Here is a 22,472-nt window from a genome sequence, read left to right as displayed (position 1 = left end):
CAATGGACAGTCTCTTTTTGTGATTGGTTATGGTATTTGATTGAGTCGCAGGCGTTCGGCTTCGATGGCGGTAAGGCGCTTAGTCACCTTCTTTGCATGCTTGGGGTAGCTTTTTATCAAATTCATATACATAGATCTCGCAACTGAAGGTTTCCCTGCCCGCTCAGCTAGCTCCGCCATCGCCAGATCCGCCTTCCACTCGGCGATTTCATGATCTGGCGAAACAATATTGCGGTATGTATGGAATGACTCAATCGACTTCTTCAAACCAACCCGCGCCTCGTGATAAAGCTGATCCGCCAGTCTCATGCGAACCTGTGCAAGCATGTAGTGAGCATCCGGGAAATCCGCTTGATACGCCAATGCTTTTTTACAAACAGCTTCCGTTTGTCCCCAGTCATTTCCTCGGAAATAAATGCCCATCATATATTTATAAATATCCAGCAATCTACCGAAATGAGGATGTACTTTGGCTAATAGTTCTGCTTCATTAAGAGCATGAAGCGCTTGCTGCTCATCACCTGTTCCCAGGAGTTCTCTTCCCAAGTAAAACCACCATGCTGGGTTATCAGGCTCACTTTGAATCATCATGCGAAGGAGCTTCAGATTACGCTCAATTTTCTGTTTGCTTTCCATAACCTCTGGTTCATAACCATCGTGCAACACTCTAATCTTGACCTTGTGACGTAACACGTCGTCATGATAAACACCAGATTTCGTTCCGACCTGTTCATGAACCCGCCCCCAGTAACGAAGGCCGCGGCGAAGGGGAAACAGTCGAGCCTGTGCGAAATTATGTTTGGCTGTCCCTTGAATGATATTGATCTGCCATAAGCAAAGGATAGCCGGTTGTTGCGTATCATGAAAAACACCAATCGCTTCTCGCACAGCGGCAATATCTTCTTTGACAAGATATTCATCTGCATCGATCCAGAACACCCAGTCCGTACTCATATGCGGAAGCCCTGCGTTCCGGGCAGCTGCAAAGTCATCTTCCCATGCGTAAGGAACAATCGTTACATTCGAATACCTGGAAGCCAACTCTTTAGTACGATCTGTGGAACAATCAATCAATACAATCTGGTCCACAGCGCCTTCAAGGGAATCCAGGCAGCGTTCAATCGTGTTCTCCATATTGTACGAGATGATTCCTGCTGTGATCGTTGCCTTTCTCACATGCAGCAACCCTTCGATATCCACTCGCTCATCCCCTTCGGGAATAGAGTCCAACGCTTCCCAAACCGGATCCACCCAAGTTGCCTCCGGGTCAAGCAGCCACGCGCGCTGAAACACTATTTTAGCGGCGCTGCCATAACCTTGATGCATGAGCGCTTCCCCAAGGAATACCCAGTTTTGGGCGATGAGCGGATTTGCGCGAATTTGATCTTTGGCTGCAAGCTCTGCTTCTTTGTATCTATGCTGTTTTAGATGTTCGATGATGGGGGTGGTGCTATGGCTCATTGTATACCGTTATTAAAAGGTATGCGATACTTAGCCTTCAACTTATCATTATTGTATATTCCCAAAGTAACATTCGTGGATTCTGTTGGATTTCCCGTAACATCCACATAAATCCCGCTGTCCGTTTCTAATTTAACATCGATATCAGAGCCCTCTGCCCCTACCTTTACAAAGTTTCCTTCAATATCCCAGTCAAACAGATCCTGAGGATATATCGTGGAACGACTATTCATTCTTGGTACAAGTGTTAGGTTTAATTTATCTACATATGTTATATGATTCAACGAATCCTTGGCCACAACAGAGAATGCAGAGGTCTGTTCTTCACCTTCTACACCTTTTACACCTTCGAAAAGCCATGTGTTATCATCTTCTTCTCTGTAAGTAATTCCTGTTACAGAAGGATATTCTTGATAAACCGAGTATTGTACAGTGGCACCTGTTAATGTAGGGAACATTTGAGGCAGATTTACTTCCAGCTTGCTTCCTTGATAAATTCCACGATCGCCAAGGAAATTATCGTTTAATTCACTATTATTTTTCACAACGAAAATCTTAGATTCAACTTCAGTGTCACCATGCATAGCTCTAATTTTATAAATGGTGTTTATTGGCGCAAACTCAAACGTATTCCCGTTAATAACTTTGACACCGTCATACTCTTCATTGCTTTCACCATCTGTGTTTTCGTATTCCAATATCTCGGAATCATAATGTGTAATAGCACTACTGGAGACTGAGAAAACGTCCGCGAGATTCAATTTAACAGATGTATTTTTGTCAATTTCATACACCTCTGAAGCATCGATTTCAAAATCAACTTTACCAAGAGTAACACCTCCATTGCCGTCAAGAACCAAGACATCAAGAGATGCCTTTCCCGGTTTGACAAATTTTAGCGTTTGGTTTCCATCAACGTTAGTGATCACTTGAACATTGCTATTTTCGTTAACAGGAACAAAGATTGCTTTTAATTCATTAAATCCCTCAGAGTTGCCATCTGGATCCTGATAAAATGAATTAATATCGAAATAGTTTTGGTATATGCCAACTAAATTATTAATACCTAAAGAATCTACTTCAACTTCCTTTCCAACTACTGAATGGAATGCACCGGCATTGTTTATTTGAACAGGCGCAAGATTCCCTTCTCTGTTATATGGATCTGGTTTATCGATGCTTTGAGGATCAATATTACTAAGAAGCTCTTGAACTTTAGTTTTATTCTCAAAACTCTCTGGGATTGCTTGCAGGACTTTAACTGTATTTGTAATCGTGAACTTATTATCCATATCGGAAACAACAATTACGTCGAAAGTGTCAATGTATTGCTTGGTATTCGAATCTTCAGTCTTATCTAAAGTCACAGTAAAAGTTGATTTCGCAGCTGAACCTTTTGATGAATTACCATTAATTCGTAAAAGTCCTTTTTGAAGAAATGCTTTGTTCCAGTCAGCAACATTTGGATCAGTGCTCGTAACTTGAAAATCAGATCCATCGTACAGCGATGCTAAATCTATATTTTTTGTTCCATGTTCCGGGAGAAAAATAGTATGGATCTTATGAATCGGGGTTGGAGTCGTTGTTGGACTACTTGAAGGACTTCCACTTGCTTCCGCGTACCCATGTTCCGCAGGAGTCACCAAAAATGGAACCGCAGCAATGGCTGCACTCGCAACAATCCCCGCTATTTTTTCCTTCTTACAAAATGCCTTTTTCTCTCTTTCCATTTTCACACCACCGTATCTAAAGTCTTTCTTCCATTCTACCATAGGTAATATTCTGGAAGAACCCCCTAAAACGACAAAAATCCTCATAAATCGAGGATTTTCCGTGTTCAATTCCTATAAACAATACTTCACAATCGCCTCATGCACACCATCTTCGTTATTCGAAGCAGTGACCGCATCCGCGGCTTCTTTCACATCTTCTGGTGAGTTTGCAACAGCGATACCCAGTCCAGCAAACTTTATCATTTCCAAATCATTATAATAATTCCCGATAGCCATAACTTCTTCAGCATCGATTTCCAATGAAACCGCTAGCGCCTTCAACGCATTCCCTTTGTTAGCTTTTGCACTCATCACATCGATAAACAAGTCTCCGCTGCGGATCATTCGCAAATCGCCGTATAATTGCTGCTCTTCCCATTCCTTTTGTACCCGATCCAACACATCAGGTTGAGCAAATAGGGTGAATTTCACAATCGGCAATTCTAATTCAGTCACATCCGTTACAAGTTTCGGATTAATCATGAACTTTTTGTACATCTGCTTTTCGTAATCTCCAATTTTTTCGATATACATATTGAAAGGCGTACATACATCAAAATGGATCCCTTCTCGCCTTGCATAATCCAGCATTGGCCGAATCTCAGTTAGGGAAAAGGCAAATTCATTTATTAATGATTGCCCCTTTTCATCTGCATGTACCGTCGCCGCACCATTATGGGTGATCATGGTTCCTTCAAGTCCAAGTTCCTGGAGAATGGGTAAAGTACTTGCCGGCGCTCTTCCTGTACAAAGTACAATGTGACAACCTGTATCATGAATTTCCTGAATCGTTTGCTTGGTACGCTCGGTCAACACATATTGATCATTTAACAGCGTCCCATCCACGTCCAATGCAATTAATTTAAACTTCATGATTCCCTCTCTCCCTTACTCTCTTTTTATCGACCTATTGTACCACAGGATTAGCCCCCTGTTTACCCTATTTACAAAAAAGACAGCTATCCGAAGATAACTGTCACAAGACTACTGTACTCTATGGACACCAACCGATTTATTGACATTCCCAATGATTTGGACAGGAATATCTTCTGTTTTTACGACGCCGTTTCGATAGCGGATCTTAAAATGAATCTGCTGTAACCCCTGCGGCAAACCCTCAGTATAGGACTGAAATTTCGGATCGAACAATTCTCCTTGAAACAGGGTCGCATCCCCACTAGATGCAGGTAATATTTGTGATACATAGAGAGTGCGCCCATCTAGCCCTATAGTGTCAATCCATGAAGTAACTTCAAGGACGGGTGCGGGAGAACTTCTGCTGGACACCACAAAAATTTCACCTGAATAAAAATCCTTTGGAGTCAGCACCGTTTGGTGACCGCTTTTTTCATGAAGTTTTAACCAATCATCCGTGTAGTTAACCTCGGATTGTATGGTTAATGGCACTGCCGTGATGAACTTTGTTAGGGTCGAAGCAAGATATCCATCCGAAACCATTAAGGTGACCCTATAATTCCCTGGCTGGTGAAATTGATGAGTTATGTTCCTTGATGTAAATTTGTATATAATTCCATCTGGCTCTTGAATCTTCCATTCATAAGTCAACGGATCTCCATCCAAATCATATGATGCGTTGTTTAGTTGAACCAAGTCACCTTCCCAAACTGGTTTCGGGGACCAATCAAAATCAGCGACAGGTGCTCTGTTAATATAGAGCCAAGTCTGCGCAGAAAAGTCCGACCATACATAGCCATCATAAACCCTGACTCTGACTCGTAGTTTTTGCCCTGCAGGAAGATCGGAAGTAACATTCCATGATCCAGTTTCATCCCCGGTATTTTGAGCAACCGCCGATGAATCCAGAACCATGACTGTATTGTCTTCATTGGTCACTTGAATTTGGAAATAACTAAAGACCGTATTAAGATCAGGGTCTGTTTGCTTCCATTTAAAAGTTGGTTTGGTCGTATTATAAATCGTCGGTGAAGACTGCGTTCCTGACGGATCTAACATAGTTGCTGTAGGAGGACTATTCGTGGTCATCCAACCGATATTACTCCAATCGGACCAAACGGAATTTTGATTCATAACTCGGAGTTGAACTTTCAGTTTAGATCCTCTTGGAGCATCAACATTCATTGTCCAGCTGTCCGTCAGTTTGCTTCGGTTAGCATATGGAACGCTAATGTCAGCACTAGCTACTACTGTAGTGCCATCCTCAGCCCAAACCCGAATTTGCTGATAAGAAATCATTCCTGTATCTTCGTCCTTTTGATTCCACCTGATTGTAGGACGCAAATCAGTTACAGGTGTTGGATTATCATAGGTTCCGGTTGGGAATGTCAATTGTACTGCCGGTGGTCTACGACTACCTAAAAATCCTTCGTTTGACCATGCCGACCAAGTGGTTTCATCCTTAACTCTAACCTTAACTCTCCACTTTGAATTTACATCTCCCACGATAGTAGCCAAGTAACTGTACATCTCAGCTTTGGTATTAAATGATTTAATCCCCGATCCATATCCTTCATACTCAATATCTTGCCCCATCCAATTCTTTGTCAGCTGGCTGATAAATACCTCATATCCTGTGTACGTAGTGTCTGGGTCGATATCCGTTTGGTTCCATGTAATCGTCGGTTTAGATCCTACAGGCAAATAATCAGGAGTGTCTTTGGATCCTGTAGGGAAAGTCAAAACTGCCTTCGGCGGGTTGTTTGGTTTTAAACCGACATCGAGCGTATTCGTTTCCTGCCATGACCACGCGCCAAATTCGTCTTTGACTTGCAATCCAACGGTGTACGTACCCGAATCGGTAATCCTGTCCAATTTCGTTTCAGACATTGTTCCATCCGGAGCAATGAACCAATATTTTCTTTCTACAATTCCTCTGCTCGTTTCATATCCCGGTTCAATATGCCCGGTCGGAACATTGTACCTATCGGGGTCGTAACTAGTGTCAGTCCAGCTTACGGATCCGTCTGAGTTCATAACTAGACTGAATTGAGCGACCGGACGACGATGGACAATAATGCTCTTCTTGAAAGAATTAGAATTTTTCCTGTACGCATCAAAGGTCATGTCCGGGTATTTATACTTCGGAATCGGATATGGGTCGTCTTTTGCTTTCAGTGAAACATCCCACTTCCCTACCCGGTCAAATGTCGGTTGCCCCGATGTGAAGCTTTTGCCGCTCAGTGGAGAAACGCCGCCATTATCGATAAACATTGGCGTGTGAACGTAATTCCAGCTGAATGAACCAGCCATCGGGTCTTTCTCCGGATCATCGAAAATGACGTTATCGTACTTTAGATCCGCTTTTCCGGTTTGTTCATCCATGATTGCATAATCTGCATTCCAGAGATCAGCTTCGGCGTATGGCTTCATCGTCATTGCTGAGAAATTCACGAAAGACTTATTCGTGAATGGCCCGAACTTGCCTCTTACTGCATAAGTATTGTCTACGATATCAGCAAAGTAGTTTACCTTGTTGATCCAGACGTTCATCGTGTTTCCGACCGTCCGGATCTTCACGCTGTAGCTCTTGCTGTCCTGGATGTTGTATGCAGAAGTTGAAATGACAGTCCTTACACCATTAACGTACTCGGCAAGGTAAGCATTAACACCATCGAACTCCAAGGCGTAACGGTTCATACCATCCTGCATTCGGAACGAGAATCCGAAAAGCTCCGTATCGATTTTCACTTGATCGGTTTTGAAGTTGAACATGATGTCTGCATCTGAGGCTGTAGGGCCGGACAAGAATTGTCCGTATTGATATCTTGGCGTAACGGCTGGGGCTTCTGCTACCGGCCCCTTGTCGATCCAATATACGGTTTCTCCGTATGGTGGGTTACCTCCACCCGTAACCCAGCTACGATACATCCACGCACTCAGAAGCAATCCATCACCCATGTATTCAGAGAATCCTTTTTGATTTACAGTTTCAGTTGCACCGGACACAAATCCGACAGTTCCTGAAAGAGTCCGATTCGCACCAGTGCTAAAATCAGCACATTGGTTATAGATGTTGGAAGGGCAATTTCCTCCACCAACATAATTACCCGCCCCATCGACGTGCATGGCAGTTGACATCCCACTAACTACCGGACCGCCCCATCCCCAAACTGCTCCTGTTGTCATATCGATGGTGTTATTGACGATGGTTCTGCTATCTCCGTATGAGCCACCGACCGTATAGAGCGTTTTGGTGACGATTGTGTTATTTAGTGGATTGACAATCATTGTATTAATGTTATCGGACCAATCATAGTTCCAAGCAGCACTAAAATATAAGGCGTTTCCTCCAGTTCTAGCTCTCCAAACGATTTTATAATCCTTGTCATACTTAGCCACGTAGATCCCTAACCCTAATTCCGGGTAAGCTCTCATATTCCACTCTGTATAACCTCGCATTGCACTTCCATCAGGGGCTTGGCATACTTTTTCTTCATAAAAATACGTGTTTCCATCCCGATCTTTATACGGTGTACCTCCAGACTGATTAAAGCTGCAAGAGGTATTGACATATCGGGGAGGACTATAGCTTGCCGGATTAGTTGATGGCCAATAAGTCGTCTTGGCCTCATACGTCATTGGAATCCAAGGATTATTCCCAGTAATTGTGCCAGTGTTAACAACGTTTCCGTATTGATCAACTTCTGAAAAACTATTACCAAAATAACCGTTCGAGCTATAATAACCATCACTATCAAACAAAAATAGAAGATGATCATTTTTGGCAATCCTATCTTTTAAGGTAATGGTGTAACTTCCATTTGTACCAGGAACATCAAAGCAGCCGATTAATGAACCATCTAGTGCCTTGAACGAACACGCCATTGAATTATAAGTCCACTGCGTGTACGTTTTATCCCTATCCCCCGATGTATCGTAGATTTGTTTGGTTGGTGTATCCTTCGTGAACAGCATGTATACCGTTTTCTCTGCATAAACAAATTTTACGGTTCCGTACTCTATTGCCTCTGACATATTCATGGTGTAATCCTGCGTTTGATTAGTGTAATGAGGTATAGTTTTCACTGTGACTAGGCTTGATGGGATATTCTTATAATTGAGCGTATAATCATAAGGATTTCCGTCAAGCCATCTGTGGGTATACGTTCCCGAAGAGAAACATCCACTACAACCAGTTGACCATACAAGGTCTAGCTGATATCGGCCAATCTTATTCTTATTCAAAGCATAGAATGTACTACCGGATGAGTAGCTAGAAGAGTAATCCCCTAATTGAAAATAAAGATGGACTTTATCGGTTTCAATGGGTGTTCCCCCACCAACATACGTTGTTGGCTGGCCATCTGGACCAGGAATCAACAAAGGCTGTGAATAACCTGGATTCGGGGATGTCATTGCCTTATAGATCGAAACACCGTTCTTACCAAAGCCGTTATCATTGAACGGTGAACTGTAGGCCGTTGCTCCCCCAAATCCGTATGGCGTTGAAATTCGATTTGCCCCGATGTACTGCCTTTCCTTCCCTTTACCAGCGCCGGACAGTAGCCCTTCGTTTTCATTCTGCCAGTTGTAGGTCGGAGATTTGCTCAGAACACTATTGGTATTTGTTGCAAATAGCGTCCATAGTTTCAGCACATCCGAAGCTTTGTAAAGCTGCGGCGGGTTCGGATCCGGATTTGGACTGTTCCCCGAAAGATCGAAACTGACTTCCGGAGCTTGGTTGATTACGTCCATCACGCCGGATTCGGCTTCGGCCCAAGCGCCGTATTCTTCAATGGCGCGCAGCTTGAATTTGTACTTCCCGACTTTCGTAGGATGGAACACATATTTCGATAGCGTTCCAGTAACAACCGTCCATGGCTCTGTCGCATCATCGAAAACTCCATCATTGTTTGCGTCGTATCTGACGTACCAGATCGTTTGCGTCAGATTGTCGCCGTCCGGGCTGTAAGATTCGTTCAGCACGTCAAAGTCCTCGCCTCGGATCCCCAATGTCGGGGCGTTGATCTTGGCGATTGGCGGGTAATCCGGATGAACAACGATGTTACAGCTGCTTGAATTTTCAGAAGCCAAGCCAGCGGAGTCATAAACTTTGTTCAAGGTTACTGTGACTGTGATATCGCTGCCGGTGTTGTTCGTGTACGTCGATTGCTTGTTCGTCCACTCATCTTTCGAGTGATCGATTGTCCGGCCCATTGGGCTGCGGCTCTTGTCGGCATTGATGGCTGAAGGCGCTAATGGTCGGTTCGACTTCATTTGTGCCGGTGCGTCACAAGCGGCTATCGGATTCGGTTTCACGACATTGATTGTCGCAGATCGCCAGCTGCTTTGTGCGCCTCTTGTATCCGTCAGTTTCATTTTAACAGTGTGTGGGCCTAAGACATCAGCCTTGATATTGCTGAACCTTTCGTCGTGTTCATAGAATCCATAGCCGTTCTTCTTATCTCCCAAATTCTGAATCCAAGGGTCAGAGCTTCCGGCAAAATCCCACGTCGGGAAGAATCCATCGCCTTCCGGATCGTAAGGTTCTTCTGGGGTCTTCGATTTATCTTTGATGATACCAAGATCGATGTAGTTATCTACGACAACCTCATCGATGGCAGGATAGTTATTCGTGTTGCCCCTCGCAAACCATCCTGGAGATCCAAAAGGTGGATTATTATTTGCCGCAACTGTAATCGTGAAACTCTTAGGTCCGACAACCTTTGTCGTTCCGCAAGTCGTCACAATTTTCATCTTTACATTTACACTTCCTTCGCCCATCCCCCCAGGATACGGAGGTCCGGAGAAGCCTTGGGTACTAGAAAATGATGCCGGACCAACATAATCACGAATAATGCCGTCTTGCTCGAAGATAAAGCCGAATTGGCTAATTGCACAGGTTGTACCGCTGCTCGTACCAGTTACGGAAACACCAACCGGAAACATGGTGTTGCTATCACCGTAGGGCATCGTTAACTTTTCAATATTGAAATCGCCCGTTACGACTTCCGGAATCGGTGTAGCCGCACAGCTGGCTTGCGGAGTTACAGTCACCGATTTGTTATTATCGCCTGTGTTGCTTTCTCCTGTGACAGTATCCACGAATACCGCTACATTATAGCTGGAAGTCCCTCCGAACGTTTTGCTGAATGTTTCGGTTTTACTTCCACCAGCTGCAAGTCCAGTGTAGTCATAGGTCTGAAATGTGGATCCGTCAATGACGACTTTAGCTTGAAATGGTGTCGTGATATCTGCTCCACCTGTGTTTGAAAACGAAAATGAAAAAGATGTAGCCTTGTTTACTTCTACGCATGATGGAGCTGTCACCGCCCCTACAACAAGGTTCGGTGCGTTCGGCGGAGTTTCATACTGCACAGTTACTTGATTGTCGTACTGATAGGTTTTCCCGGCCAGATCAACAACGAAAGCTGCGTAGTAAACGATCACTTTAGCGCCGTTTGGTGGATTTCCTAGTTCTCTTGACGAATCGTTGGCACTATCGAAATCAGTAAACCTCTGCTGAAAATACACCCTATACTGTCCAGCATCATTAGTATTTGGTGTGACTCCAATTCCTGAGATAATTTCTGGTCGCGGATAACCGCTATGATAACTATCTGGTCCAGGTATTGGTTGTTTCAAATCTGTATTTATTTGTGCAGAGGTTGCGACTACATTAGTCACTGCAGAGTCAGGAATATTTACGCCAGCGGATGTAGTAAAGGGCTGATCTTTCGTTGCTCCCAGACTTAATGCTCTTAATTGCGAAAAATTAGAATCCGTTGTTGAACAACCGGGAAGTGTAGGCATCGAATATCCATTGATCGATTCCGTGGAAGCACTTGAAATATTTCTGTAGGTCGCAGGTCCAAAATTATCCGGTCCGCAGCTTATCTTCACAATGTTTCCGTTCTTATCCGGCACATCAGCGTACCAGTTTCGCCCTTGGGATCCACCGGGCATATAACGATACCACGCATAGTACCCTTGCGTTCCTGCAGCATTTCCAATTGAAACTACGTCCTGGGAAGAACCGTTAATGTCATTTACAAGTCCGAAATAACTATTCCTACCAACTGCAGCTGGTGGCGTAATGTCCTGGGAACCATGAATAATTTTACTAATGACTTTACCCGATGGAACTGTTACGTTGATACTCCCCCCAGATAAGTAGCTACTGGTTGAATAGTATTTATCCCCGACCAAACTGGCCCCTCCATAACTAAAACTCAGTGGTGTCGTTATAGAAACCGGAGTTGCCGCAAAAGCTTTAATGAGTGCTTCGCCAAAAACCAGTGTGGATGGAGAATTGAAAAACATTACGATGAGCATGATTACACTTATCAATCTCGCACGTTTTCTGGTCTTATTTAAGCGCAAAACTGATCACCTCCCCTTTTGAACCCAAACCTTACTACTTTTCCACCCATACTGTGGTTATTGTGCGTGTTGAATTATCTACTGGTGGTCTTGCAGGGGCGTTCAGTTTGATAGAAATACCGTTAGGTACTGTGTAACCTTTTTTGGGTAGGATAAAAGCACCCATATCTCCACGTTTAGTCTTGAACACTTGCGCTAGTGTATTTAGAGTGCCGTCCGCTAATGCTGCAGGATCAGGACTTTTAAAGCCATAAATCGAAAAACCTACACCAAAATTTTCAGCATATGCTTGGGTATCTTTGTTGTAGTCAACGTGACTTTTCACCAAAATGACATAGCTATCTGGGTAGTCTTTCACCAAAGGCATATCTCCTTTATGGCCTTGTGGATACCAATGTAGTTCATTAATATCCCCTAGCAACTCCCGATTAGGATCGTCTGGATTAGCCATATCAATAGCAATAACCTGGTCAATCTCGCCTTTAAATTTGCCGTCAGCCGTTTCCAGTACCAGCTTTTCCGGAGTCCATTCGTACCCTACCCCTTGCTTCCCGCCAAATACTGGAATCATGGAAAACATATTCGTGCGCTTAAATTTAAGTTCTGCGTTAGAAATGGCCAACTTATCTATTTCCAGCTTTTCGCCACTATTCAAGCTAAGAATGCGTTCGATAATAGTTACAGATTGGGCACGGGTAGTACTTCCATCCGGAGCCAATTCACCATTTGCAAGTCCTTGAATCAGCCCCTTACTTGCAGCTGTGAACATTGCCCCTTGATCATTAATGCTAACGTATTTTTGCTGCAGCGTAGGATCAGTTGCTCTAACTGCAATTTTGGACATCTCAAGCCTGGAAATTGGCTTATTTATCATATCAGTATTGATCGAGTCCTCTCGCACGATTCCCTTCTCAACTGCAGCTTTAACATAAGGAACATACCACTCTCTGCCTTCCGTATTACCGAGAACAGGAAGCTGAGTCGCGGTGACTACCATTTTGATGAACTCCGCGACACTGACGAAATTCTCTGGTCTAAATGTTCCGTCGCCATACCCATCAACGTATTTCTTAGAAATAGCAGTTGCTACAGAATTTTTCGCCCAGTGATCTCTAAGATCAGCAAAAGCTGATGCATTGTCATTAGCCATAGTTGGAATGGCGTTGCAGGTCAAAATCATCAATGCAGTTGAAAAAACCGCTAATTTCTTTTTCATAAAAAAATCCTCCCCTATGTTGATCCTTAGTCTTTGAAAAAAGTGTACCTCGTTTTGATATAACTCTCCCTTTATAAATAAATAGAAATCTTACCTCAGAATTTCGCTTCTTTAATCCATCCAAAATGTGGCTTCTATCATATCGGTAGTATGACATAACATTTCTGTAAACGTCTACCTTTTTAAATCCATAATCTGACAAAAATAAAGCAAAAAAACCACCCAGCGATCGCCAATATTACTTTAGCGACAGCATGGGCGGTTCTTCCGCACGCACACAATATTCTTCTTCAGTTAAAATACCACAAACTGGTAGATTGATCAATACCTAGTTTAATTTTCCATGGTTTCATGGGCATTACGGAGGGTTAAGAGCTCCTCTTCGGTCAATTCTCTCGATTGGCCTAGGCGCAAGCTTTCATCCAATTGCAGCGGTCCCATGGAAATGCGTTTTAGGTACACTACCTTTTTACCTACTGCTTGGAACATACGTTTGACCTGATGAAATTTGCCTTCCATAATGGTGAGTTCGATTTCTGATAGCTGGCCCGCCGACTCACTTCCGACTTTCAAAATGTTCAATATCCCCGGAAGCGTCTCGTATCCGTCATCCAAAGTGACTCCTTGAGCAAAGGCTTCCTTATCCACCTCCTCAACCTCCCATTCCACTTTGGCGAAGTAGCTTTTGGGGACATGCTTGCGTGGGGAGAGCAAATTATGAGCCAATTTACCGTCATTTGTTAGCAAAAGCAATCCTTCGGTATCCTTATCCAACCGACCAACCGGAAACACCTCGAACGGTGCGTATGTAGCATCCAACAGATCCACGACTGTACGGTCACGGTTGTCTTCGGTTGCAGATACAACACCCTGTGGTTTGTTCATCATCAGGTAGACGAACTCACGATAAACAACCGGTTCCCCGTTGACCACGATCTGGTCCTTATCGGGATTAACCTGCATCCCGCTATCTTTCACTTTCACGCTGTTGACGACAATCGCCCCAGCTTTAGTAAGGCGTTTGAGTTCAGAACGCGTGCCGATACCCATGTGGGCGAGTATTTTATCGAGCCGCTGTGTTTGTTTCATAAAGGTTAAGTCCACCTCCAACCGGGGGGGTATTCGTTTTTCAGCATCCCGTCGTGCCACTTGCCCCAGCCGACGGGATGGTCGTCAATGCAGACCAGGCAGTAGCCTTTGGCTGCCTGTGTCTCTTTCGAGTCGCGGAGAATTTCACTCTCCGCGACCTCAAGCGTCTCGCCCTTCAGGTACCGAAGGGCTCGCCCGTCGCTCAAAGCCAAGCTCAAAACTCGCTTGGCTTCTCCCATCCGCAGTCCCATGGCTAGCGCATGGGACGGCTCGAATCGGCCGCGGTGCAGCGCGCCGATGTACCAGCCCGGCCGCACGACTTTCAGTCCGTGCAGCTCGGGCAAACCCGCCGGCGACGCATACGCGTGGTCGCCGTAGCATACGAGCCGCCCGGCGGCGAAGGGCTCGCTGCGCAGCAGCTCGCCCGCGAACGCCAGCAGCGGCTCCAGATTTACAGCCGCGCGCGAAGCATCCGCGCGGCCGCCCCGCCGCAGCGCCTCACGACCGCTGCGCTTCCCTTCCACCGCAGCCGACACAAAGTCGGCTGCTTTCCCCGCTCCTCGATCGGTTTCTCTCACTACATCACGCCCACCACTCCGCCGTATCACAGCGACAAAATGCCCCTCACCCTTCAATCGGTGAGGCCAAAGCCGAGCCGTGCCGGCGACAGCTTCCAAAGCCCGCTCCGAATAAGCGCCCTCAGCACAATATGGCGCCCGTACCCAATCCGGACGTCCTTCTGCGAAACCTTCAACCCTCACCACTTCAAAGTCCGGATGCTGATCCAAAAATCCGGCAATCTGCGCTTCATTTTCCTCCGGCGAGAAGGTGCAGGTTGAATACACCATCGTTCCGCCTGGTGCCAGCATATGCGCAGCTTGTCCAAGCAGCTCCCGCTGCATGATGGAGCACTCTGTCACCGAATGGCGCTGCCATTGCGACATCATATCCTCTTCCTTACGGAACATGCCTTCCCCCGAACAAGGGGCATCTATTAATATTTTATCGAAATAGCTCTGGAAAACAGCCATCATCCGCTCCGGCTTTTCATTCAATACCACTGCATTTCGAACACCGAATAACTCGAGATTTTTGACAAGCGCCTTCACTCGGTCAGAGTGGTTGTCATTCACGACTAACATGCCTTCGCCTTGAAGTTTAGCTGCAATTTGTGTTGACTTTCCGCCCGGCGCAGCACATAGATCGAGCACTTTTTCTCCCGGCTGTACATGCAATAGCTCGACCGGCGCCATGGCACTAGGTTCTTGAATATAGTACAGACCCGCGTGATAATAAGGATGTTTGCCCGGCCTCTCGCCATCTTCATAATAAAACCCTTCCGAAGCCCATGGTACTGGACTCAGGGCAAAAGGGCTTTTTGCCAAAAACGCTTGAACCCCAATCTTACTCGAATTCACACGCAAACCAAAAACGCGCGGCTCATCATAAGAATCCATAAATAATTCAAACTCGTCTCTGCCCAGCAGATCGCTCATTTTCTCTGTAAATGCGGCAGGCAGCTTGTTGTTCATGTTTCATCTTTCCCTTTCCGGACTTGCTGTTCCTTGGAACCTATCGGTATTATAGCTGACTTGTCACGAAACAGCCAATATTTTTCAAAAAAAGGACAGGATATGCTATACTTTTCTAGAAAGTAAGGTAGAAAGTATTTACTTAAAAGAGGTGCATAATGAAGAAACTGCTTATTTATCTGGGCATCGTTGTTATTTTATTCGGAGGCTTGTACTTCGTTAATCAGCAGTCGAACAAATCAGCGGACTATCCCTACAATCCATATGGCGTTTCCGTTTCCAAGCTGCATCCTGAGACGGTGAAACAATTGAACGACCCGAACTATCAGAACGTCATATTACCAAAAGATCTGGATCAAAAGCTGAAAAACAAAGAGTCCTTTTTCCAGTATTTCTATTCCTCCACTTGCCCGCACTGTAAGGTGACCACCCCGGTTCTAGTTCCGATGGAAAAAGAACTTGGCATTGACGTGAAAGAATTTAATTTGCAAGAATTTAATGACGGCTGGCAAAAATACAATATCGAATCTACGCCTACACTCGTATATTATAAGAACGGCGTCGAAGTCGATCGCATCGTAGGCGGTGTACCCGAAGGCAATGCCGCTGTAGGCAATAAGCCGGAAATATTCAAAGCATTCTTCGAAAAATATAAAGGCTAATCAATGCCACAAATGTACACCCAAAAAAGAGGCTGTCCCGAAAATCATCGTAGATGATTGAGGACAGTCTTTTAATCTTTCACTGGCGCGGGGAACTCCCCCGCACAGCGATGTAAAACATCGTTGCAGCCACGCTACGATGTTGATCCTACCCCTGCAACAATGGAAACCATCGTTGCAGTTTGCCTTTATTCGCTAGCGCGCGGGAAAGATGGTAACCAGGGAGCGGAAATTACAGATAGCCGGACAAGGGTACGTCCAGCCCGGCTATCTGTAATTTCCCTATATGGACCACCTATAAACGCTGCTTCGATTCCCTCACCAGTCGCATGGCCTCTTTCCGGTCCACTACTTGCAGCTTATTCAATATATTAGTCACATAGTTAGATACCGTTTTCCCGCTTAGCTCCAATTTTTGTGCAATTTGCGCATTCGTTGAACCGCCCTCCATCAGATATAAGACTTCACGTTCACGATTGGACAACTCGGGAAATAGTTCCTCTTGCGCTGCCGGACGCGCCAATGAAAAATATTCAATCATCCGAGAAGCAATCCCGCTGCTAAAAATAGCTTCACCGCTGCCTACCGCACGGATCGCACGCAGAAGCTCATCCTTTTCCGCATCTTTCAGTACATATCCTTTTGCACCGGCACGCATGGCTGTAAAGACCGAGGAATCGTCTTGGAACATCGTAAGGATTAGGATTTGTATACTCGGATTCGCACTAACGATGCTCCGGGTCGCTTCTATTCCGTTTAATCCCGGCATGCGAATATCCATCAGCATCACATCTGGCTTCAGTTCATCGGCGAGCCGAACCGCTTCCTCACCTGACGCTGCCTCTCCTACAACTTCGAGATCAGGAATCGTACTGAATAACGTACATACGCCATGTCTGAAAAGGGGATGGTCATCGACAATCACAAGTCGTAATGGTTTCATGTAGCTTCCTCCGTCTACGTATTCACGGGTAAAAATGCAAGGAGCCGCGCTCCACCCTGTGATACATTCTCAATTTTACAACTTCCCCCAAGCTCCTCCGCTCGTTCTCGCATAGATTGAAGGCCAATGCCGCCAACTTGATCACGTCGAGTGCTGGCTCCGAGGCCAATCCCATTGTCTAGCACTTCCAATTTGAGCATGCCGTGTGAACCATCAATCATCAAACTCACGGTGCATGCACTCGCCTGAGCATGTCGAACGACGTTAACGATGGCTTCCGTTACGATACGATAAGCAGCCACTTCAACGGCCGCTGGGAGCGCTGGAAGCTCGGCAGGTACATGAAGTTCAAAATTCAGGTCCGGTAGTCCTTCCCATTTTTGAACCCTTTGAACCGGCGAAGACACATCGTTCATTCTTTCTTTTATCGCTCCTACAAGTCCCAATTCATCAAGTGCCGGCGGACGCAGATTATGCACCATATTTCGTATTTCAGCAACGGTACTGCGAATTGTTGCTCGGAGTTCAGTTAAAATAGTTTTCGTAGCCTGCGTATCCGTAACGAGCAGCTCTTCTGCAGCTGCTGCGGTTAGCGCCAGTGACGCCAAACGCGGAGCCAAATCATCATGCAGGTTGCTTCGCAAACGTCTGCGTTCTTCTTCTCTCGCTATAACCAGCCGTTCTCTGGATTCTTGCAAGTCGGCTGCGAGCAATTTCAATTCCAGAGATACCTTTACACCTTTGACCACGGCTCCTGCCTGGCGAATTAAGGTCTCCAGAAAGCTCCGATCCGAGGGCGTGAATGTTTCTCCAACGGCACGCGGAGCCAGAAACAACGACCCCAATACTTCACCTTGATGAACGATGAAATGTTCCACGCATTCCGGCTGCCGTGTGCCGTCCTGAATGGTCATCCAAACTTCGCCATGCTGCCGAAAAGACAGATAACCGTAAGGAAGACGCAACGCTTCCCTGATCGTTCGTACTACAACCATAAGCACTTCTTCAGGCGGCATTGGCTCCTCCAGACGTTTCCCCAGCCTAGTAAGCACCGAATACGGGTTGTCTTGTTCCCCATACATGAGACGGTTAATCCAACGTTGCAGTTTCTCCTTCACGGGAGCAAACATAACGGCGACGATCCCCGTCGCAACAAGAGAAACAAAAAAATGGTGTTGTGAGTTCAGAAGCCTCCCAATATACCAAACACTGGCGACATAGGCCCCAACCACGCAAACGGTCAAAATCCCATATAACAGCGTCCGATTGACAAGCGGATCAATATCCCACAGCCGACGCCTCAATATGGCCATGATTAAAGTAATCGCAATGACGATCATCGAGAAATGAATCCCTATTTCCATACCGTACATTAAAAAAGGATCATTGTTCAATTCCGTTTCCCAAATAATAAAAACAACGGTTAATCCGATTAGTCCGGATAAGGCAAGCGAAAGACCGTAAACAACCCATTTGGTTTGCTGACGTTCCAATGGTCCCATTTCCTTCTTATAGCGGTACCACTGGATAGCAACAAGCGACGCTGCCCATACAAACAACCAGGCAAAACCAAGAATCTGAGCATCGTACTGCAGATCGAAAACGGTATTAGGCGCAATAAATCCTGGAGCACGCAGTACGCTTAACAAAATTGCCAGAATGAAAGTCCACCTCGGTGCAAATCGACCCGTTGGAAATAAGAAGAAGAAAAAAATAAAGGCCGAAAACCCGGTAGCTTCGAGAATTCGAATACAAAATTGAATAGTTGAGTGATATTCCGCGATCGCAAAGGTAAATGGCGTAAAGGTGCAGCCTAAGGTGAATAGCATGACTGATCCTAATAAGCCTAACATCTCATCCGATTTTTTATAGAAAATGATGGCCCCTGCAGTCATATATGCCAAACCAAACAATATGTAGATCAATTCGTAGCTGGCCGCAAATTGCCCTGGACTTATGCCATTTGCTTCTAACCATCCAGGAGCAGGAGGTGGAATATAGAATTTGACACAACCTTGTACTGCGCAATGTTCTTTGACTTCTGTAAAGAATGCCGGAATGCTGGCAATGAATAGCCCTAAAGTCAGCAGGCACACGACGAGAACAAACATTCTCATAACCTTCATATTAGAAATCACAATCCTTCTATTTCTTTCTAATTAAAGAAATTATAGCAGTCACTAAGATTATGAGTAAATGGTTTTTAACGGTCTCTTTGAATTTCCCATAAGAAGTTCCTAGCCTTCGGGAATCGGCTTCTCTATGTGTTGGGAAAGGTTCAACTGGTATGATATGGAACATAAAGCAATCCAAAAGGAGGATGTAAATGAACATTTCAGTACCCAAAGGTTATCTTCGCTTCTCAGGTTGGACTTTGTTCATAGGCGGTATTATGGGGGTGATAGGGCAAGTCTTACACGGTAAGGACGTTCCGGATTCCGTCGCCCAAATCCCCTCATTCTTAAATCAAGCCGTTAATCTTCATGTTTTATTGGCCTACGCCTCCACTTTGATCCTGCTGGGTTTGCCAGGATTATTCATCAGACAGTCCGCCGGCCTGAAGAAATGGGGATGGATTGGACTACCGGTTCTATTTATCGGCTTAATGTTCGAAATCTTTCATGGCCCCGTTCAGATTCTTGCCTATCCGATCCTGTTCGACGCCGTTAAAGATGATGCAGCTCTGAAAGTCATTTCCGATCAAATTAATAATATGAGCATTGACAAATTTCCTTTGCAGCTTGCCGTATTAATTCCGATTGTACCCTGCATCCTCATCGGTTTGCTGCTTACCGGGCTGAGTTCTATTAAAGCCCGGGTATTACCTAAGGGACCTGGCATTCTATGCTTTATCAATATAGGTATTTTCGTCATCAGCCAGTTCGTGCATCTCCCCATATTCGATTACTCCTTCTCCCTCATCCACCTCGCCATCACTTGGTTTGGTGCTATCCTCGCTTTCGAATCCTACAAAGCCTTCTCTTCGACTTCTTCCCCTTCCCCTTCCCCTTCCCCGCTTCATCAACAGATCTGACTCAACGTAAGTCCACCCCGCATTTTCTCCCCTAAACAAAAAGACTGCTACACGATAACGGTGTACAGTCTTTTTTCTTCTATTCTTTTTATTGAACCTTAAACATGACCATCCTCTCCATCATGAATAGGCGGATTCAACTTTAACTCATCAAGAAGCTCTTGAAGCTTCTCATCGATGATGCGTATGTCCAAATCGTAAGGGGCGAACGGCTCTTCCTTAATTCGAAGAAGTTTATCCAAATAGCGTCTACTCTCTTGAACCAGCTTCGCCAGATCGATCCCAAGTGTTTGCTCCGGATAAGGTCCTAATTTGTCCAATCCAGCGCTAAACAGTTTAATGGAACCGCTTACGTTCCCATTCGCATGATGGTAAAGGCCTACTGCAACTTGCAGCAGACCTTGATACAACGGACTTCGGCCTTCTTCCAGCCAAAGCTCCTCCATCACTTCATGACATTCAAAATAATCTCTTGTCTCGTTGAAATAATACAAATAGGCGACATATAAACGGTCATATACACTCATCGGGTCAGGATTGGTCTCCTTTTTTGGCTCTAGTGATCGCAGCTTCAATTTCTGTTGCCAAGTCACTCAATGCCCATACATCTTCCGTTTCCCAAATCTCATTAAATCGCAGCTGAAATTGCGCAGCTTCACGGACTCGATGATAAAAATAAAGTTCTTGAATGTAGTTCAGCACTTTATTCACCAAATTCGAGTTATCTTCAAACATCTTTTGCGATTCCACAATCTCCCCGCGAATGCTGGACATTTCTTGATCTAATAAGTAAGCTGCCTCAGCCGCTTTACTTAAACGATTTCTAACGTCCTCCGGGAGTTTTTCTTTATATTTATAATTCAAGGAGTGCTCGATCGTTGCCCAGAAATTCATTGCGAGCGTCCGGATTTGGATTTCTGCCAATATCCGCTTCATACCTAAAGCGGTTTGTACCGGATATTCGATAATAATATGAAAACTTCGATAACCGCTCGGCTTCTTGTTCGTAATGTAGTCTTTCTCATAGACAACACTCATGTCGTGTCTAGCCCGGATCAGATCAGCCAAACGTTCAATGTCCTCTACAAACTGACACATAATACGAATTCCCGCTATATCTTCGATGCCCGACTCCAATTGGTCCATCGGAACGCTTAATCGCTTCGCTTTTTCCAAGACACTCGATATTTTTTTGACGCGTCCAGTCACAAACTCAATTGGTGAGTATTCTTCCCTGCTTTTCAGCTCGCCACGCAGTGTCTTGAATTTAACTTTTAACTCTTCTACCGCTTGTTCATAAGGCAGGAGAAATTTTTTCCAGTCTCGTCCATCCATCTTTCTGGCCTCCATTCCAAATGAAGTCATTTCTGATCTGCGCCGATTGCCTGGGAAATATGTGTGAACCCATCTCGCTTAAGTAAATCTTGAAGACCATCGTTTAACCGGCGCAGAAGCCCCGGACCTTCATAAATTAATGCCGTATATACTTCTACGAGGCTTGCGCCGGCCCGAATTTTGTCATAAGCATCCTGAGCGGAGAATATCCCTCCGGACCCAATGATCGGCAGCTTCCCTTCCGTTAATTGATAAACGCGGCTAATGACTTCGGTCGACCGTCTCGTTAATGGTTTACCGCTTAGTCCTCCGGCTTGATCTTTATTCGCATGGCGTAATCCAGCTCGGCTAAGGGTTGTATTAGTCGCGATAATTCCCGACACTCCGCTGTCCTTAATCGTTCTTGCGGTTAATTCCAGCTCTTCGTCCGTAAGATCCGGAGCAATTTTGACAAGTACTGGTTTGCCCGGAAGCCGGTGCTTTTCCTGTTGAATTTCCATTTCATCCGTAACGGCATCCAGCAATCTGCACAAATCATTCCCATGCTGTAAGTTACGCAAATCCGGCGTATTTGGTGAGCTAATATTCACAACAAAGAAATCCCCATATGTATACAATGCGCGAATGCATGCACGGTAATCTTCTTCCGCGTGTTCATTCGGCGTTACTTTATTTTTACCTATATTTATGGCAACTGGGATATTACGTTTTCCAACCTTCTGCAAATGATGTGCCATTGCTTCCACACCGACATTGTTGAAACCCATTCGATTTATAAGTGCTTGATCTTCAGGCAAGCGGAAAAGCCGCGGCAGCTCATTACCCGCTTGAGGCTTCGGCGTGATCGTCCCAACCTCCATGAAGCCAAAGCCAAGCTGCGTAAATCCGTTGACCGCTTTCGCATTTTTATCTAAACCTGCGGCAAGTCCAATCGGATTCGCAAATTCGATTCCCCACAGTTCTTGGGCCAGTAAAGGATTATACGGCACTCCATACATCGCTTTCAGCAGCTGTTTTCCTCCGGGAAATGCACCTACCGCACTAAGCCCGTCAATCGTAAGATGATGCGCCTTTTCCGGATCCATTCGGAACAAGACGGGTTTGCCTAACTTCTTATAGAGCATGTC

General features: G+C 45.2%; 14 protein-coding genes. 2 read left to right on the top strand and 12 right to left on the bottom strand.

Annotated features, from left to right (window positions below; all coding sequences use genetic code 11):
• Positions 1-27: 27 nt before the first annotated feature.
• The 7 genes from ACFQZT_RS17305 to ACFQZT_RS17275 all read right to left on the bottom strand — a co-directional run bounded on the left by ACFQZT_RS17305 (position 28) and on the right by ACFQZT_RS17275 (position 15,371).
• The gene (locus tag ACFQZT_RS17305) at positions 28-1,461 is read right to left on the bottom strand and encodes a glycosyltransferase (protein ID WP_379302035.1); all 1,434 of its coding nucleotides are present in this window, start codon (positions 1,459-1,461) and stop codon (positions 28-30) included.
• On the bottom strand, positions 1,458-3,191 hold the full coding sequence (locus ACFQZT_RS17300; protein ID WP_379302033.1) for a hypothetical protein: 1,734 nt from the start codon (positions 3,189-3,191) through the stop codon (positions 1,458-1,460). Before ACFQZT_RS17300 ends, ACFQZT_RS17305 begins: the two co-directional genes overlap by 4 nt.
• A gap of 114 nt (positions 3,192-3,305) precedes the next feature.
• Entirely contained in the window at positions 3,306-4,106 is an 801-nt protein-coding gene (locus tag ACFQZT_RS17295; RefSeq protein WP_379302031.1) for a Cof-type HAD-IIB family hydrolase, read from the bottom strand.
• Between the two features lie 111 nt (positions 4,107-4,217).
• Positions 4,218-11,534 carry a PKD domain-containing protein gene (locus tag ACFQZT_RS17290; protein WP_379302029.1) on the bottom strand — a complete coding sequence of 2,439 codons (7,317 nt, stop codon included), beginning with the start codon at positions 11,532-11,534 and terminating at the stop codon, positions 4,218-4,220.
• Between the two features lie 34 nt (positions 11,535-11,568).
• Entirely contained in the window at positions 11,569-12,750 is a 1,182-nt protein-coding gene (locus tag ACFQZT_RS17285) for an S-layer homology domain-containing protein (protein ID WP_379302027.1), read from the bottom strand.
• Between the two features lie 333 nt (positions 12,751-13,083).
• Positions 13,084-13,839 carry a pseudouridine synthase gene (locus ACFQZT_RS17280; RefSeq protein ID WP_379302025.1) on the bottom strand — a complete coding sequence of 252 codons (756 nt, stop codon included), beginning with the start codon at positions 13,837-13,839 and terminating at the stop codon, positions 13,084-13,086.
• Positions 13,840-13,844: 5 nt separating this feature from the next.
• A complete protein-coding gene (locus ACFQZT_RS17275; RefSeq protein ID WP_379302023.1) occupies positions 13,845-15,371 on the bottom strand; it encodes an RsmF rRNA methyltransferase first C-terminal domain-containing protein in 1,527 nt (508 codons plus the stop codon).
• Positions 15,372-15,529: 158 nt separating this feature from the next.
• Between ACFQZT_RS17275 and ACFQZT_RS17270 the strand changes: the two genes are divergently transcribed.
• The gene (locus tag ACFQZT_RS17270) at positions 15,530-16,033 is read left to right on the top strand and encodes a thioredoxin family protein (RefSeq protein WP_379302021.1); all 504 of its coding nucleotides are present in this window, start codon (positions 15,530-15,532) and stop codon (positions 16,031-16,033) included.
• 295 nt (positions 16,034-16,328) lie between these two features.
• Here ACFQZT_RS17270 and ACFQZT_RS17265 read toward each other — a convergent pair whose 3' ends face one another.
• Entirely contained in the window at positions 16,329-16,976 is a 648-nt protein-coding gene (locus ACFQZT_RS17265) for a response regulator transcription factor (RefSeq protein WP_379302019.1), read from the bottom strand.
• Positions 16,977-16,990: 14 nt separating this feature from the next.
• A complete protein-coding gene (locus tag ACFQZT_RS17260) occupies positions 16,991-19,087 on the bottom strand; it encodes a sensor histidine kinase (protein WP_379302017.1) in 2,097 nt (698 codons plus the stop codon).
• A gap of 215 nt (positions 19,088-19,302) precedes the next feature.
• On the opposite strand from ACFQZT_RS17260, the gene ACFQZT_RS17255 reads away from it, so the two are divergent.
• Entirely contained in the window at positions 19,303-20,010 is a 708-nt protein-coding gene (locus ACFQZT_RS17255) for a hypothetical protein (protein WP_379302015.1), read from the top strand.
• A gap of 98 nt (positions 20,011-20,108) precedes the next feature.
• Here ACFQZT_RS17255 and ACFQZT_RS17250 read toward each other — a convergent pair whose 3' ends face one another.
• The 3 genes from ACFQZT_RS17250 to ACFQZT_RS17240 are packed head-to-tail and all read right to left on the bottom strand — an operon-like array spanning position 20,109 to position 22,469.
• A complete protein-coding gene (locus ACFQZT_RS17250) occupies positions 20,109-20,537 on the bottom strand; it encodes a DUF309 domain-containing protein (RefSeq protein WP_379302013.1) in 429 nt (142 codons plus the stop codon).
• 4 nt (positions 20,538-20,541) lie between these two features.
• Positions 20,542-21,345: a GTP diphosphokinase gene (gene yjbM / locus ACFQZT_RS17245; protein WP_379302011.1), complete on the bottom strand. Its 804-nt coding sequence runs from the start codon at positions 21,343-21,345 to the stop codon at positions 20,542-20,544.
• A gap of 26 nt (positions 21,346-21,371) precedes the next feature.
• Positions 21,372-22,469: a quinone-dependent dihydroorotate dehydrogenase gene (locus ACFQZT_RS17240; protein ID WP_379302009.1), complete on the bottom strand. Its 1,098-nt coding sequence runs from the start codon at positions 22,467-22,469 to the stop codon at positions 21,372-21,374.
• Between the last annotated feature and the right edge of the window lie 3 nt (positions 22,470-22,472).

This window comes from Paenibacillus sp. GCM10027628 (assembly GCF_042676385.1).
Lineage (GTDB): Bacteria > Bacillota > Bacilli > Paenibacillales > NBRC-103111 > Paenibacillus_E.
The sequence above is the reverse complement of the archived record's forward strand: the minus strand, read 5'-3'. Positions and strand labels throughout refer to the sequence as shown.